Origin of the sequence: Mesorhizobium sp. M0676 (assembly GCF_040320535.1) — a bacterium.
In the GTDB taxonomy this organism is placed as follows: Bacteria; Pseudomonadota; Alphaproteobacteria; order Rhizobiales; family Rhizobiaceae; genus Mesorhizobium.
In genome coordinates this window covers 387209-402161 of the sequence record NZ_JAMYPU010000002.1, presented here as the reverse complement: position 1 = coordinate 402161, position 14953 = coordinate 387209, and the positions used below count along the sequence as shown (strand labels likewise).

The 14953-nt window shown below is 64.2% G+C and carries 15 protein-coding genes; 8 read left to right on the top strand and 7 right to left on the bottom strand.

The annotated features are described in order from the left end of the window. Position 1: 1 nt before the first annotated feature. The 7 genes from NKI35_RS03915 to NKI35_RS03885 form a co-directional block, all read right to left on the bottom strand. Positions 2-736 (bottom strand): amino acid ABC transporter ATP-binding protein, encoded by a 735-nt coding sequence (locus NKI35_RS03915; RefSeq protein ID WP_023682682.1) that lies wholly within the window; start codon positions 734-736, stop codon positions 2-4. A gap of 1 nt (position 737) precedes the next feature. Next, complete coding sequence (locus tag NKI35_RS03910; protein WP_023682681.1) at positions 738-1409, bottom strand: amino acid ABC transporter permease; 672 nt, start codon at positions 1407-1409, stop codon at positions 738-740. Next, a complete protein-coding gene (locus tag NKI35_RS03905; RefSeq protein WP_023682680.1) occupies positions 1409-2080 on the bottom strand; it encodes an amino acid ABC transporter permease in 672 nt (223 codons plus the stop codon). Before NKI35_RS03905 ends, NKI35_RS03910 begins: the two co-directional genes overlap by 1 nt. Positions 2081-2420: 340 nt before the next feature. Next, positions 2421-3530 carry an alcohol dehydrogenase family protein gene (locus tag NKI35_RS03900; RefSeq protein ID WP_023753982.1) on the bottom strand — a complete coding sequence of 370 codons (1110 nt, stop codon included), beginning with the start codon at positions 3528-3530 and terminating at the stop codon, positions 2421-2423. Between the two features lie 9 nt (positions 3531-3539). After that, the gene (locus NKI35_RS03895) at positions 3540-4919 is read right to left on the bottom strand and encodes an aspartate aminotransferase family protein (protein WP_023682678.1); all 1380 of its coding nucleotides are present in this window, start codon (positions 4917-4919) and stop codon (positions 3540-3542) included. A gap of 31 nt (positions 4920-4950) precedes the next feature. Continuing rightward, positions 4951-6444, bottom strand: coding sequence for an NAD-dependent succinate-semialdehyde dehydrogenase (locus tag NKI35_RS03890; RefSeq protein ID WP_352738656.1), 1494 nt, complete (start codon positions 6442-6444; stop codon positions 4951-4953). Positions 6445-6573: 129 nt separating this feature from the next. Next, entirely contained in the window at positions 6574-7062 is a 489-nt protein-coding gene (locus NKI35_RS03885; protein ID WP_023686966.1) for an Lrp/AsnC family transcriptional regulator, read from the bottom strand. 82 nt (positions 7063-7144) lie between these two features. Here NKI35_RS03885 and ehuR point away from each other — a divergent pair, with 82 nt between their 5' ends. The 8 genes from ehuR (at position 7145) to NKI35_RS03845 (ending at position 14900) form a co-directional block, all read left to right on the top strand. Next, the gene (gene ehuR, locus NKI35_RS03880; RefSeq protein ID WP_023682676.1) at positions 7145-8530 is read left to right on the top strand and encodes a MocR-like ectoine utilization transcription factor EhuR; all 1386 of its coding nucleotides are present in this window, start codon (positions 7145-7147) and stop codon (positions 8528-8530) included. A 124-nt stretch (positions 8531-8654) separates the two neighbouring features. Further along, positions 8655-9440, top strand: a complete 786-nt coding sequence (gene ehuA / locus NKI35_RS03875) for an ectoine/hydroxyectoine ABC transporter ATP-binding protein EhuA (protein ID WP_023682675.1) — start codon at positions 8655-8657, stop codon at positions 9438-9440. A 63-nt stretch (positions 9441-9503) separates the two neighbouring features. Further along, positions 9504-10355, top strand: a complete 852-nt coding sequence (ehuB, locus tag NKI35_RS03870) for an ectoine/hydroxyectoine ABC transporter substrate-binding protein EhuB (RefSeq protein ID WP_023682674.1) — start codon at positions 9504-9506, stop codon at positions 10353-10355. A gap of 205 nt (positions 10356-10560) precedes the next feature. Then, positions 10561-11220, top strand: a complete 660-nt coding sequence (gene ehuC, locus NKI35_RS03865) for an ectoine/hydroxyectoine ABC transporter permease subunit EhuC (RefSeq protein WP_023682673.1) — start codon at positions 10561-10563, stop codon at positions 11218-11220. Between the two features lie 16 nt (positions 11221-11236). Further along, complete coding sequence (gene ehuD, locus NKI35_RS03860) at positions 11237-11896, top strand: ectoine/hydroxyectoine ABC transporter permease subunit EhuD (RefSeq protein ID WP_352738652.1); 660 nt, start codon at positions 11237-11239, stop codon at positions 11894-11896. A 7-nt stretch (positions 11897-11903) separates the two neighbouring features. Next, positions 11904-12683, top strand: a complete 780-nt coding sequence (gene eutA, locus NKI35_RS03855; RefSeq protein ID WP_023818571.1) for an ectoine utilization protein EutA — start codon at positions 11904-11906, stop codon at positions 12681-12683. Positions 12684-12688: 5 nt separating this feature from the next. Next, the gene (eutB, locus tag NKI35_RS03850; protein WP_352738649.1) at positions 12689-13675 is read left to right on the top strand and encodes a hydroxyectoine utilization dehydratase EutB; all 987 of its coding nucleotides are present in this window, start codon (positions 12689-12691) and stop codon (positions 13673-13675) included. Positions 13676-13907: 232 nt separating this feature from the next. Beyond that, positions 13908-14900, top strand: coding sequence for a cyclodeaminase (locus tag NKI35_RS03845; RefSeq protein WP_023749144.1), 993 nt, complete (start codon positions 13908-13910; stop codon positions 14898-14900). The last annotated feature ends 53 nt before the right edge of the window (positions 14901-14953 follow it).

Sequence of the window (14953 nt, the reverse complement as noted above, 5' to 3'; positions counted from 1 at the left end):
CCTAGTCCTTGCGCATCCTGGAGAGAAACTGCGCAACCCGCGGCTGCGCCCGGCCGCCGTCCGCGGCGAAGAAACGATCCGTCGGCAGATCGACCACCAGCCTGCCCTTGTCGAGGAAGACGATGCGGTTGGAAATCTCGCGCGCGAATTCGATCTCGTGGGTGACGAACAGCATGGTCGTGCCTTGCGCGGCGAGATTAGCCAGGATGGCCAGCACCTCGGCCGTCATTTCCGGGTCGAGCGCACTGGTCACTTCATCGAGCAGCAGATAGCGCGGCTGCATGGCGAGCGCCCGGCAGATGCCGACACGCTGGCGCTGCCCGCCCGACAACTGCGCCGGGTAGGCGTTGGCCCGATCGGCAAGGCCGACGGACTCGAGCAGCTTGCGCGCCAGCGCCTCGGCCTCAGGGCGCGGCATCTTCAGCACCTCGATCGGGGCGAGCGTAATGTTCTGAAGCGCGCTCATATGCGGATAGAGGTTGAACAGCTGGAAAACGGTGCCTGAGCGCTTGCGCGCCTCGGCCAGCTCCTTCGGCTTGCTGACATCGAAATCGTCGACCGTGATGCGGCCCGACTTCAGCTTTTCGAGGCCGTTGATGCAACGGATCAATGTCGACTTGCCGGACCCTGACGACCCGAGGATCGAGACCACTTCGCCGGGCGCGATCGTCAGGTCGACGCCGTCCAGCACAGTGACCTCGCCGAACGCTTTGTGCACGTTTTCGATCTTGAGCATGTTAAAGCCCCCGCCAGGCGCTGTGCGCCCGCAGGCGGTTTTCAAGACGCTCGCCAAGCAGGGCGACCAGCTTTGCCGCGCCATAGTAGAGCAGTCCGACGACGGTCCAGACCACGAACGGCTTCAAGGTCCGCATGTTGAGGATGTGGCCGATCTTGGTCAGGTCGACGACGCCGATGACAGAAATCAGCGACGTCACCTGAAGCTGGTTGACCAGCAGCGCGACGAGCGGGCCGACCGCGAAGGCGGCAGCCTGGGGCGAAACGATATGGCGCAGGACCTGCCACCGGGTCAGGCCGAAGACACGCGCGGCCTCGACCTGCTCGCGTTCGATCGACTCGACCGCCGAGACCGCGATGACATAGACGAATGCCGCGGTGTTCGCCGACAGAGTGATGGTCGCTGCGGTGACCGGCGTCACCCTTATATGCAGCAGCGCCGGCAGGCCGAAGAACACCAGGAACAGCTGCACCAGCACCGGCGAGTTCTTCAACAGCTCCGACAGGAAGGTGACGATCTGGGCCAGAACCGGCACACGGTAGAACCGCACCAGCGCCCAGCTCAGGCCAATCAGCAGTCCGATCAGCGACGTGATGAGAAACAGCGCGACGTTGGTGCCGAGACCTTGCGCCAGCAGGATCAGGTCGTAGGAGGTGAAGTCGCTGAACCGCATCAGTCGACCGCCTCCATCATGTCCCGATTGAGATGGCGGTGGAGCAGGGTGACGCCCAGCGAGACCAGATAGGTCAGGGCCGCATAGGCACAGAGCAGCACCATATAGACCTCGAAGGGCCGATAGGTCTGCGAGACCACGATCTGGGCTGAGCCGGTGAGCTCGTTGAGCGTGATGGTCGAGAGGATCGAGGACGTAAGGATCATGTTGATGAGCACGGATCCGAGCGGTCGCACGGAGGTGCGCAGCGCAATCGGCAGCACGATGCGGGTGAAGATCTTGCGCCTGGACAGGCCGCTCACTTCAGCGGCGTCGATGATGCCCTGGTCGATGGCGAGGATGCCGGCGCGAATGATGTCGGAGGCATAGGCGCCGCCGGCAATCGAAAGCGCCACGACGCCGGTGGTGAAGGCATCGATGTAAATGCCGAGCTCGGGCAGGCCGTAATAGAAGAAGAACAGCTGGACGATGAACGGCACATTGCGGAAGAGATCGACATAGACGAAGGCGATCCGTCGAAGCAGTGCCGAGGCGGAGGTGCGTGCGATCGCCACCAACGCGCCCATGAAGACGCTTCCTACCAGCGACAGCGCGCAAGCCGCGGCCGTGAGTTCGGCGCCGCGCGCCAGAAAACCCAGATGCGGGAGCAGAGTGGACAGATCGAAATGCACCGGCGGTCCCCAGTGAAACCGGTTTCACTCTTTTGGCTTTCGCCTCGTCTGTCAAGATGCAGGGTCTGGTTGCCGGCCTGTGGATTGCATTCGTTGCGATGATTCCGGTTCGCCTCATGCGCGCTATGTCTCAAGCGCCGACAATTCGCCGCCGGCTTTCAACTCGACGACGCCGCCTATGCCAGCCGCGCGTCGCGGCGATGGCGGCTGGGGCGGCGCCCTCGGTTTTGCCGATCCCGGCGCCGGTGTCGGATTCGGCTACGTCACCAACCGGGTTTCGACGACTCCACGCCGCAAGGTGTTGATGATGCCGTTTACGACGAGCTCTGACGTAGGGGCGTTATGTGCGGATATTCGGGTTCCACATGGCGTCCGGCACGATCACCAGCTTGCCGACGAAGTCCTTGGCAATAAAGTCTGCCTGCGCCTTGTGAAAATCGGAGAGCCTGTAGACGCCGCCGACCAGCGGCCGGATTTTCTTCGCTTCGATGTATCCAATGATGCGGCGGAAGTCGGCGCGCGTGCCCTGGCTCGATCCGTGCAGTTGCAGCTGCTTGAGATACATGGTCCTGAGATCGAGCTGCACGACCGGGCCGGCGATGGCGCCGGCGGTGGTGTACCGGCCTTCAGGTCGCAGGATGCGCAGCAGGTCGTTGAAGATCGCGCCGCCGACGAGATCGGCGACCACATCGATCGGCTGGTCGCCAGTGGCTTCATTCACGGCGGCGGGAAGATCGGCAACCCCACGGGTAATGACCGCTTCGGCGCCGATGTCGCGCACCGCCTGCTCCTTGCCCTTGCCGACGACCGCATAGGGAATGGCGCCGCGCGCCCGCGCCAGCTGCACGATGCCGGAACCGACGCCGCCCGAGGCGCCGGTGACCAGCACGCGTTCGCCGGCTTTCAGCCCGGCGCGCTCCAGCATCTGTTCGCCGGTGAGGTAGGCGCAGCAGAAGGTGGCGAGTTCGACGTCGCTCATGTCAGTATCGACGAAATGCGCATTCTCGCCCGGCACCGTCTGGTACTCGGCGTACCCGCCGTCGCGACCGTGGCCCATATAGTCAATGTCGGCGAGGGAATCGTCGTCGCGGTTGTAGATCGAAAAATCGACCATTACCCGTTCGCCGATACGGCCCGGGGAAACGCCTTCGCCGACGGCAGCGATGGTGCCGACCGTGTCGGTGCCCTGGATGCGCGGGAAGGTAAGCGTGTTGCCTTGCCGCCGCCACGTCGACACGGCGGCAGCGTCCTCCTCCGTGCCATAGGCGCCCTGGCGTACCCAGACATCGGTGTTGTTCATACCGCAAGCGCTGACCTTAACCAGCACCTCGCCGGCGGCAGGCACAGGCACTTTCACATCGCTGCGATAGACGAGCTTTTCCGGTCCGCCATGCCCGGTGAGCAGCACGGCGGCCATGGTGGCGGGGAGGGTCTTGGTCATGGCATTCATGGGTCGATCTCAGAGATTGGAAAACACGCTGTTGACGGCATCGGCGGTTTTCGAAACGACGATGTCGGCTTCCTCACGCGTCAGGCAGAGCGGCGGCGCGAAGCCTAGTATGTCGCCCTGCGGCATGGCGCGGCCGATGACGCCGCTGGCGGCAAGTGCTGTCGCCACTTGCGGCCCGATCTTGAGCGAGGCGTCGAAGAACACCCGGTCGTCCTTGTCGGCGACAAATTCGACCGCCGCCAGCATGCCATCGCCGCGCACGTCGCCGACGTGTCTGTGCCCGCCGACAGCCTTGGTCAGTTCGGCGCGGAAATAAGCGCCGGTCTCACCGGCGTTCGTCACCAGGTCCAGTTCGTCGATCAGTTCGAGATTGGCGACACCTGCGGCGACGCAGATCGGATGCGCGGCATAGGTCCAGCCATGGCCGAGCGAACCGAGCTTGTCGGAGCCCTGCACCAGCACCTGCCACATCTTGTCGGCAACGATGACGCCCGACAGCGGCGCGTAGGCCGAGGTCAGCCCCTTGGCGATGGTGATGAGGTCTGGCTTGATGCCGTAATGGTCGGAGCCGAACATGGTGCCCAGACGGCCGAAGCCCGTCACCACCTCGTCGGCGACCAGCAGCACGTCATACTTCTTCAGCACCGCCTGGATCTTCTCCCAGTAGCCGGCCGGCGGCGGCACGATGCCGCCAGTACCGAGGATCGGCTCGCCGATGAAGGCGGCGACGGTTTCGGGACCTTCGGCCAGGATCATCTCTTCCAGTCTGTCGGCGCAATGCTGCGAGAACTGCTCCTCGCTCATCGAGCGGTCGGCGCGGCGGAAATAGTAGGGCGCTTCGGTGTGCAGGACCGGCGCGCGCGGCAGGTCGAAGGCGTTGTGGAACAGGTCGAGCCCGGTCAGTGATCCCGTCATCACGCCCGAACCGTGATAGCCGCGCCAGCGCGAGATGATCTTCTTCTTCTCCGGCCGCCCAAGCACGTTGTTGTAGTACCAGATCAGCTTGATGTTGGTCTCGTTGGCATCCGAACCCGAGAGCCCGAAATAGACCCTGCTCATGCCCTTCGGCGCGCGGTCGATGATCATCTTGGCCAGCGTGATCGAGGCCTCGGTGCCGTGGCCGACATAGGCATGATAGTAGGCGAGGTTCTTCGCCTGGGTGGCGATGGCATCCGCGATCTTTTGGCGGCCATAGCCGACATTGACGCAATAGAGTCCGGCGAAGGCGTCGATGCTCTTCCTGCCATTGTTGTCCCAGACGGTGACGCCCTCGCCGCCGGCCATGATGCGGGTCGGCGATTCACCCCGCGCATGCGTGCCCATATGGGTCGAAGGATGGAAGAAATGGTCGCGATCCCAGGCGTTGAGTTCGTTGGACTGGTCGAGCATTTTTTGACTCCTTGAGAGATGGCCGGACGGACTATGCGACGTCCAGACAGAGGTACTTCAGATCGGTGAAAGCTTCGAGCCCATGGCGCGAGCCTTCGCGGCCGATGCCGGATTGCTTGACGCCGCCGAAGGGGATCGGCGCTCCGGTTATCTTGACGCGGTTGATGGCGACCATGCCGTAGTCGAGCGCGCGGCCCATACGCTGCTGGCAGGCGCCGTTCTCGGTGACGACATAGGCGACGAGGCCGTATTCTGTGGCGTTGGCACGGGCGATCACCTCGTCCTCACTGTCGAACGGCGTGACGGCGGCGACCGGCCCAAAGGTCTCCTCGCGCATGATCAGCGCTTCGTCGCTGACATCGGCCAGCAACGTCGGCTGGTAGAACAGCGGCCCGGCCTGATGCCGCTTGCCGCCGGTGAGGCAGCGCGCGCCATGGGCGACGGCATCGGCGACCTGTTCCTCGACCTTGGTCACGGCGCGCTCATGCATCAGCGGTCCGATATCGATCTTGTCGACAAGCCCATTGCCGGTCCGCAGCGCCTCGATGCGCTCGGCAAAGGCGGCGCAGAAGCGATCGTAGATCGGGCGCTGGACATAGATGCGGTTGGCGGCAAGGCAGTCCTGGCCTGACGTTGCAAACTTGGCATCGATGGCAATGCTCACTGCGTTGTCGACATCGGCGTCGGCAAAGACGATCAGCGGCGCATGGCCGCCAAGCTCCATCACCAGCCGCTTCATCGTCGGAGCACACTGTGCGGCGATCAACCGGCCGATCTCCGTCGAGCCGGTAAAACTCATGGCGCGGACGCGCGGGTCTTCGCACATGCGCCCGACGATCGTCGCTGCCTTGCCGGTGATGACGTTGAAGACACCGGCGGGCAGGCCGGCGCGCTCGCCGAGTTCAGCCAGCGCCAGCGCCGACAGCGGCGTCTCCGAGGACGGGTGTGCGACGATGGTGCAGCCGGCGGCGAGTGCGGCGGCCGCCTTGCGGGTCAGCATCGCCGCCGGAAAATTCCAGGGCGTGACGACGCCGACAACGCCGAGCGGCTCGCGCCTCACCATCATCTCGGCATTCGGCAGATGGCTGGTGACGCTCTCGGCGTTGAGGCGCTTTGCCTCTTCGGCATACCATTCGACGAAAGAGGCGGCATAGTCGATTTCGCCGAGCGATTCCTGCAGCGGCTTGCCTTGTTCCAAAGTCATCAGCAGGGCAAGGTCGTCTTTCGCCGCGATGATCAGCTCGAACCATTTTCGCAGAATTCTCGACCGCTCCTGCGGCAGCAGTGACCGCCAAGCCGGGAAGGCACGCGCGGCGGCACCGATTGCCCTTGTCGTTTGCTGCGCATCGAGCGCGGCGACAAACGCGACCGTCGCGCCTGTGGCCGGATCGGTGACTTCAAAGCTTTCGGCCGCTTCGCTCGCGGTCCAATGCCCATCGACATAGGCAAGCTCGCGCAGCAGCCGGCGGTCGGAGAGGCGGTCGAGCGCCTCATGGCGATGCGAGCGGGCAAAATGCGCGGACATGGTCGAGGCCTCCCGGTTCGGACGATGCGGGAAGACTATCCGTCACATGCAGACAGAGAGACTGTTTCGACGCCCTGAAGGAGAGAGACTCTCTCTATTGTGCCGTCCCGACAGACATTCTCTCCGGGCTTATGCCGACGCCGGCAGCAGGTCGGCTATCGGCAGCACGATTTCGTCCTTCACCGTCTTGGTGACGATGTAGGTGAAGTAGCGGTCGATGCCGATCTCGCGCTCCAGCAGGTCGTCGACCAGCCGCTGATAGGCGTCGATGTCGCGCGTCATCACCTTGACCACATAGTCGACGCCGCCGCCCACCGACCAGCAGGCGACGATTTCGGGGATGTCGCGGATGACGCGTTCGAAGCGGTCGAAATCGGCCTGGCGATGGCTGGCCAGCGTCACCTCCATCAACACGGTGGCGACCGGCGCCACCACGCGCATGGCGATCCTGGCGTGGTAGCCCGAGACGATGCCTGCCTTCTCCAGCTTGCGCAGCCGCATCCAGCACGGCGTCGGCGACAGCCCGACCTGTTCGGCCAGCGCCAGCTTGGTGATGCGCCCGTCGCGCTGGATGGCGTCGAGTATCCTGAGGTCGACCGCGTCGAGTTTCGATGTCATCGGCGTCCGCTTTTTGTCGGCATCACCATGACGGCGCATTATTTCGATTGTCAATTGCACTGATTTCGATCTCTATTAAGTCATGACATCATGGCAACCCGACCCTGCGCTCATCCGCCGGCCAGCCTATCAAACGCTGGCCGACCAGTTCGCCCGCGCCATTCATGACGGGCGGCTGGCCAACGGCGCGCGGCTTCCAACGCATCGAAGGCTGGCAGACGATTTAAAACTGTCGGTGCAGACGGTCAGCCGCGCCTACGAAGAACTGATCCGGCGCGGCCTGATTTCGGGCGAGATCGGCCGTGGCAGCTTTGTCCAGACGCAGCGCCGCGACCCGGAGCCGCCCTATCTGCCGGAGCGCCTCGGCGAGGTCATCGATCTGTCAATCCTGAAGCCGGTCTGCGAGCCGATGCATTTGGAGCGGCTGAAGCAGGCGCTGGGCTGGCTGGCCGAAAACCTGCCATCCAGTTCGGCGTTGTCGTTCCGGCCCAACATGGTGTTCCCGCGTCACCGCGCGGTGGCTGTCGAATGGCTGAAACTGTGTGGGCTCGACACCTCCGCACAGAATATCAGCCTGACCAATGGCGCGACCGCCGGGATGACCGTGGCGCTGATGAGCGTTGCGCCGCCGGGATCGACTGTCGCCACCGAGGCCATCGGCCACCACACGCTGGTGCCGCTGGCGCGCTATCTCGGCTTCAACCTGGAAGGCCTGCCGATCGACGGCAATGGCCTGATCCCGGAGGCGTTGGACGAGGTCTGCCGGCTCACCGACATTCGCGCGGTATTCGTGCAACCGTCGGTGATCAACCCGACGGCGACGCTGATGGACGCTCGGCGGCGCGAAGAGATCGCCGCGGTCGCGCGCAAGCACGACATCGCCATCATCGAGAACGATGTGCTGGGTCCGCTGATCGAGGACCGGCCGCCGCCGGTCGCCGCCTTTGCGCCGGAGCGCACGCTCTACGTCACTTCCTTCACCAAGATCACCGTACCTGGCCTGCGCATCGGCTATCTCGCGGCGCCCGACCGCTATGTCGCCGCCGTTGCCAACCGGCATCTGGTGTCGAACTGGATGGCGACGCCGCTGGTGGCCGAGATCGCCACCAAATGGGTGACCGACGGCACGGCGATGGAACTCGTTCGCTGGCAGCGCGCGGCATTGCGCCGCCGCCAGGACATCGCAGCCGAGGTGCTGGGCGGGGTTGGTTATCGCGCCAGGCGCGACGGGCTGCATGTCTGGTTGCAACTGCCCGCGGACCGTGCCGAGGAAAGCTTCGTCGCCCAGGCCCGCCTGCAAGGCGTGGCGATCGCGCCCGGCACCTCCTTCCGCATCTCGGATGCGCCCTGGCATCCGGCGGTGCGCATCTCGCTCGGCTCGACCACCGAGGGGGAACTGCGCGCCGGCCTCGGCGTTGTCACCAAGTTGCTGCTTGGCGATCCGGAGCATCTGCTGCTCGCAATCTAAGCGGGAATTGCTCTGGAATCATGCAGTGCCGGAAATATTGTCATGATTTTATTTTCCCAATTGACATGATTTGGCGCGTTCCGCATCGTTAAGGGCACAGGCTTCTCCAGCAGGGGAAATTCATTTGTCCTCACCCATCATCAAGGTCGACGCCATTTCGAAGAGCTTCGGCTCGTTCAAGGTACTGGACGGCCTGTCGATGCAGGTCATGCCCGGCGAGAAGCTGGCGCTGATCGGCCCGTCCGGCTCGGGCAAGACGACGATCCTGCGAATCCTGATGACGCTGGAGAAGATCGACGGCGGCCATATCCAGATCGATGGCGAGCAGCTCTATCACATGGAGCGCAACGGCCAGCTGCTGCCCGCCGACGAGCGGCACCTGACCAAGATGCGGCAGAAGATCGGCATGGTCTTCCAGCTGTTCAATCTGTTTCCGCACAAATGCGTCATGGATAACGTCACGCTGGCGCCGATGCTGACCAAGGGCACGCCTCGCGCCGCCGCTGAAAAGCGGGCCATGGAACTGCTCGACATGGTCGGCATGGCCGACAAGGCGAAGTCGATGCCGGCGCAGCTGTCCGGCGGCCAGAAGCAGCGCGTGGCGATTGCCCGTGCGCTGGCATTGTCGCCGAAGATCATGCTGTTCGACGAGGTGACGTCGGCCCTCGATCCGGAGCTGGTCGAGGAGGTGATGAATGTCATGCGCAAGCTCGCCGCAGAGACCGACATGACCATGCTGCTGGTCACCCACGAGATGGGCTTTGCCCACGACTTCGCCGACCGCGTGCTGTTCTTCGACCGCGGCAAGATCGTCGAAGAGGGCAAACCAGACGAGATTTTCCGCCATCCAAAGCAGGAGCGCACGCAAGGCTTCCTGAAGAAGATCATCGCAGCCGGACATCGTGTCTGACCGCTTTGCGGGGCGGAAGACCGCCCCAGACAAAACCAAGAAGACAACAAGGAGTTGGGAACAATGAAGAAACTTGGCATTCTGGCCGGCGTCGCCGGTCTCGCACTGACGGCGGTGCTCGCCGCGTCGAGCACCGGTTCGGCCGATGACAGCAAGCTCGAGCAATTGAAGGCGCAGGGCTTTGCCCGCGTCGCGATCGCCAACGAGCCGCCCTATACGGCGGTCGCCGCCGACGGCAAAGTTTCGGGTGCGGCGCCCGACGTGGCGCGCGAGGTCTTCAAGCGTCTCGGTGTTGCCGACATCGTCGCTTCGATCTCCGAATATGGCGCGATGATCCCCGGCCTGCAGGCCGGCCGCTTCGACGTCGTCACCGCCGGCCTGTTCATGAAGCCGGAGCGTTGCGCGGCGGTCGTCTATTCCGAGCCGGTGCTGTGCGACGCCGAGGCGATGCTGGTGAAGAAGGGCAATCCGAAGGGCTTCAAGAGCTACGAGGACGTCGCCAAGGACACGTCAGCCACCATCGGCGCGCCCGGTGGCGGCACCGAGGAGAAGCTGGCGCTCAACGCCGGCGTGCCGCGCGAGCGCGTCATCGTCGTGCCGGACGGCCAGAGCGGCCTGAAGATGCTGCAGGACGGCCGCATCGACGCCTATTCGCTGCCCGTCCTGTCGATCAACGACCTCGTCAAGAAAGCCAACGATCCGAACCTCGAAGTCATCGCCCCGGTGGTCGGCGCGCCGGTCTATTGCGACGGCGCCGCCTTCAAGAAAGGCGATGAGGCCCTGCGCGACGCCTTCGATGTCGAGCTCGCCAAGCTGAAGAAATCCGGCGAGTTCGCCAAGATCATCGAGCCCTACGGCTTCTCGGCCGCAGCCGCGATGTCGACCACGCGGGACAAGCTCTGCGCGGCGAAATAGCGCCGTTTTGCCTTCTCCCTGTTCACGGGGAGAAGGTGGCCCGAAGGGCCGGATGAGGGGCGGCGCCAGGTTCTGAGAATTTAGCGCTGCCCCTCATCTGCCTGCCCGTCCTCCGCAGCAGCTGCGCTGCAGCTTCGGAGGGTGGACTGGCATCTTCTCTCCGTGAACGGGGAGAAGGAAGCTAACCGCCAACGTTGGAACCCGAATGACCCAGTGGTCCGGCTACCTCGGCCTGATATTGCAGGGAGCGCTTGTCACCATCGAGCTGACGCTGATGGGGTCGGTGCTCGCCCTGATCATGGCCTTCCTCGCCGGCATGGGCCGCGTGTCGCGCTTCTTTGCTCTGCGCTGGCTGGCAACCGTCTATATAGAATTCTTCCGCGGCACCTCGATCTTCGTGCAGCTGTTCTTTGCCTATTTCGTGTTGCCGTTGATCGGCCTCGAACTGACCCCGCTGCAGGCGGGTGTGCTGGCGCTGGGCCTCAATGTCGGCGCCTATGCGGCCGAGGTGGTACGCGGCGCCATCCAGTCGGTCGGCCGCGAACAATATGAGGCCTGCATCGCGCTCAACCTCGGCCGCTGGCAAGGCATGCGCCATGTCATCCTGCCGCAGGCGCTGCTGATCATGCTGCCGACCTTCGGCAACAACGCCATCGAGCTGCTCAAGGCGACCTCCGTCGTGTCGCTGATCTCGCTCGCCGATCTCACCTTTCAGGCGCAGGTCGTGCGCTCGCAGACCGGTAACACGCTGGCGCCGTTCACCACCATCCTGATCATCTATTTCGCCCTGGCGCTGATCATCTCCTGGGGCGTGCGTTCTCTGGAACGCCGCATGGCGCGCGGCCTCGACGGGGTGCGCGTCTGATGGCCGGAGCTTCCTGATGGATTGGGACTGGAACTTCGTCTGGGAGATCCTGCCGACGCTGATCCAGGGCGTGAAGATCACCATCCTGGCAACGCTGCTCGGCTCCGTGCTGGCCGCGATTGTGGGTCTAGGCATCGCGCTGGCGCGACGCTCGCCCAACAAGGTCCTGTCACGCAGCATCGGCTGGGCGGCCGAATTCATCCGCGGCACGCCACTTCTGGTGCAACTTTATTTCATCTTCTATGTCCTGCCGGATTTCGGCATCCTTTTGCCGCCCTTGGTCGCCGGCGTCATCGGGCTCGGCCTGCACTACGGCACCTACACGGCGGAAGTCTATCGCGCCGGCATCGACAACGTGCCGCGCGGCCAGTGGGAGGCGGCCAAGGCCTGCAATCTGAGCGCCACGCAGACCTGGACCAACATCATCATTCCGCAAGCGATCCCACCGATGATCCCGGCTCTGGCCAACTATTTCATCGCCATGTTCAAGGAGACGCCGCTCCTATCGGCGATCACCGTGCTGGAGCTGATGAACCAGGCCAAGAGCGTCGCCAACACCTACTACCGCTACATCGAACCGATCACGCTGGTCGGCGCTTTCTTCCTCGTCATCAGCCTCTTCTCGGTCGTGCTGCTGCGCTGGCTGGAACATCGCTACGGCACGATCGAAAGGTAGTCCTGTGATGAAACCGCTGCCCGAGATCAGGCTGATGCCGACAAGGCCGGCGCTCGACGCGCGTCCGCTGGAAAAGCGCGTCGGCCTGATCATCCTTGCCACCGACCACACCAGCGAACCGGATTTCCGCCGCATGGTGGCGAGCGAGCGCATCGGCGTCTATGTCGCGCGCATTCCCTACAAGAATCCGACGACGCCGGAAAACCTTCGCAAGATGCAGCCGGAGCTGGCGGCGGGCGCCGCGCTGATCCTGCCCGACGAAAACCTCGACGCGATCTGCTACTCCTGCACCTCGGCCTCGGTGGTGATTGGCGACGCCGAGATCGAGGCCGCGATCCAGTCTGCCAAGCCGGGTTTTCCCGTGGTCACGCCGCCGATGGCCGGCGTGCGCGGGCTGCAGGCGCTGGGCGCGAAAAAGATCAGCATCCTCACCCCTTACACCGTCGAAACCTCCAGGCCGATGGCGACGTATTTCGCCGAGCGCGGCTTCGAGATCGTCAGCTTCACCTGTCTCGGCTTCGAGGACGATCGCGAGATGGCGCGCATTGCGCCGGCAGCGATTGTCGATCTCGCACGAGAGGCGACACACGCTGAGGCCGACGCACTGTTCGTGTCCTGCACCGCATTGCGCGGAGCGCTCGCGGTTCCCGGCATGGAACAGGCGATCGCTCGCCCGGTCGTCACCAGCAACCAGGCGAGCGCCTGGAACTGTTTGCGGTTGTGTGGCGACGGGACGTCGCATCCCGAATTTGGCCGTCTGATGACGCTGCCTTTGCCGCGCGATTGACGATCATGACGACAGTCACCCTTAACGATATTCGTGCCGCCCGGGAGCGAATTGCCGGCAAAATCGAACGCACGCCGACAGGGTTATCTCACAGCCTTTCCGAACGACTGGGCATCCCCGTCCACCTCAAGCTTGAACACCGCCAGACCACCGGCAGCTTCAAGCTGCGCGGCGCCTCGAATGCCGTTGCTTCGCTGAGCGCCGAGGAGAAGGCGCGCGGCGTGGTCGCGGCGTCGACCGGCAATCATGGCCGTGCGCTGGCCCATGCCGCGAAGCTCGAAGGCATGCGTGCGGTGATCTGCATGTCGCGACTGGTGCCGGGCAACAAGCTCGACGAAATCCGTCGGCTTGGCGCGGATGTCCGCATCATCGGCAACAGTCAGGACGAGGCGCAGCAGGAGGTCGAACGGCTGGTGGCGCAGGAGGGACTGGTGATGCTGCCGCCCTTCGACCACCCGGCCATCATCGCTGGGCAGGGCACGCTTGGACTGGAGATGATCAAGCAGGTCCCGGATGCCGCTCTCGTCCTCGTCCAGCTTTCCGGTGGCGGCTTGGCCTCGGGCATCGCCGCAGCTATCAAAGGCACTAGCCCCAGGACAAAAGTGATCGGCGTTTCGATGGAACGTGGCGCTGCGATGAAGGCCAGCCTCGACGCCGGCCGGCCGGTCGAGGTTGAAGAACTGCCGACACTGGCGGATTCGCTCGGCGGCGGCATCGGTCTCGACAACCGGCTGACCTTCGTCATGTGCCGCGATCTGCTCGACGACGTCATCCTGCTCACCGAGGACGAGATCGCCGCCGGCATCCGACATGCCTATGAACAAGAGCGCGAGATCGTCGAAGGCGCCGGTGCGGTCGGCATCGCTGCGCTACTCGCCCGCAAGGTCAGGGCGACCGGGCCGGTGGTCGTTCTTCTCTCGGGCCGCAATATCGACATGAACACGCATCGCAAGATCGTCTGCGGTGACGCAATCGCGGAGCGCGCGGCATGAAAACTCTCCCACGCCGAATTCCCGCCCACCCCCCTCTGTCCTGCCGGACATCTCCCCCGCAAGGGGGGAGATCGGCAGCTTCGATGCGGTCGCTATTCTTGCTGCGCTGGAGATTGGCGAAGGCAGGAGTGCAGTCCAATCTCCCCCCTTGCGGGGGAGATGGCCGGCAGGCCAGAGGGGGGTGTGACGGAACACTATCCTTCGTGGTGCGCGCTAGTACGGAGCGCGACACATGAGTCCGATGACCATCCTCACCGAGAAGGAACTGCGCACAATCGTGCCGCTCGATCTCGACGCGGTCGCCTGCGTCGAAAACGCTTTCCGCGCGCTCGCCACATTGCCGGTGGCGATGCCGCCGATTCTGCGGTTGGACATTCACGAGCAGCGCGGCGAGGTGGATGTGAAGTCCGCCTATGTGCCAGGAATAGACGGTTTCGCCGTTAAGATAAGCTCCGGCTTCTTCGACAATCCGAAGCTCGGTCTGCCCAGCGGGGGCGGCATGATGGTGTTGCTCTCGGCAAGAACCGGTGTGGTCGAGGCGCTGCTGCTCGACAATGGCTATCTCACAGATGTCCGCACCGCTGCTGCCGGCGCCGTCGCGGCGAAGCATCTGTCGCGGCCGGATTCGTCCGTCGCCGCAATCTTCGGCGCCGGCGTGCAAGCCGGGCTGCAACTCGAAGCGCTCATGTTGGTGCGGCCGATCGCCGAGGCACGTATCTGGGCGCGCGATGCGGTCAAGGCGGAGACGGCCGCAGGCGCGCTGCGCGAAAAGCTCGGCATTCTCGTGCGCGCCGAGCCGGATGCAGCCAAAGCAACCATCGGCGCCGACATCATCGTCACCACCACGCCGTCGACCGAGCCGCTGATCAAGGCCGGCTTTGTCGTTGCCGGGCAGCACATCACCGCCATGGGCTCGGATGCCGAACACAAGAACGAGATCGCGCCGGCGATCCTGCGCATGGCCGATCTCTATGTCGCCGACAGCGCCAAGCAGACACGGCGTCTGGGAGAACTGCATCACGCCATCGCATCGGGCGTGATGGGAGCCGATGCCGCGGTCACCGAACTCGGCCAGATCATCGCCGGCGAACGGCACGGAAGGCGCTCACCCAGCGACATCACCATCGCCGACCTCACCGGCACCGGCGTGCAGGATACGGCGATCGCCACGCTCGCTCGCAACCGGGCGCGGGCGGCCAATGCCGGAACCATTTTTGAAAGCTGATGCTGGCCAAAGCGTGATCCGGAAGTGGAACCCGGTTTTTCCCAGAGATCACG

Bases quoted from the DNA above. Each gene is read 5' to 3' on its own strand.
- ehuD (WP_352738652.1), top strand. From the start codon at position 11,237: ATGGATTGGGACTGGAACTTCGTCTGGGAGATCCTGCCGACGCTGATC.
- ehuC (WP_023682673.1), top strand. From the start codon at position 10,561: ATGACCCAGTGGTCCGGCTACCTCGGCCTGATATTGCAGGGAGCGCTT.
- NKI35_RS03910 (WP_023682681.1), bottom strand. From the start codon at position 1,409: ATGCGGTTCAGCGACTTCACCTCCTACGACCTGATCCTGCTGGCGCAA.
- NKI35_RS03890 (WP_352738656.1), bottom strand. From the start codon at position 6,444: ATGTCCGCGCATTTTGCCCGCTCGCATCGCCATGAGGCGCTCGACCGC.
- ehuB (WP_023682674.1), top strand. From the start codon at position 9,504: ATGAAGAAACTTGGCATTCTGGCCGGCGTCGCCGGTCTCGCACTGACG.
- NKI35_RS03845 (WP_023749144.1), top strand. From the start codon at position 13,908: ATGAGTCCGATGACCATCCTCACCGAGAAGGAACTGCGCACAATCGTG.
- eutA (WP_023818571.1), top strand. From the start codon at position 11,904: ATGAAACCGCTGCCCGAGATCAGGCTGATGCCGACAAGGCCGGCGCTC.
- NKI35_RS03900 (WP_023753982.1), bottom strand. From the start codon at position 3,530: ATGAATGCCATGACCAAGACCCTCCCCGCCACCATGGCCGCCGTGCTG.
- NKI35_RS03895 (WP_023682678.1), bottom strand. From the start codon at position 4,919: ATGCTCGACCAGTCCAACGAACTCAACGCCTGGGATCGCGACCATTTC.
- ehuR (WP_023682676.1), top strand. From the start codon at position 7,145: ATGACATCATGGCAACCCGACCCTGCGCTCATCCGCCGGCCAGCCTAT.
- NKI35_RS03915 (WP_023682682.1), bottom strand. From the start codon at position 736: ATGCTCAAGATCGAAAACGTGCACAAAGCGTTCGGCGAGGTCACTGTG.
- NKI35_RS03885 (WP_023686966.1), bottom strand. From the start codon at position 7,062: ATGACATCGAAACTCGACGCGGTCGACCTCAGGATACTCGACGCCATC.
- eutB (WP_352738649.1), top strand. From the start codon at position 12,689: ATGACGACAGTCACCCTTAACGATATTCGTGCCGCCCGGGAGCGAATT.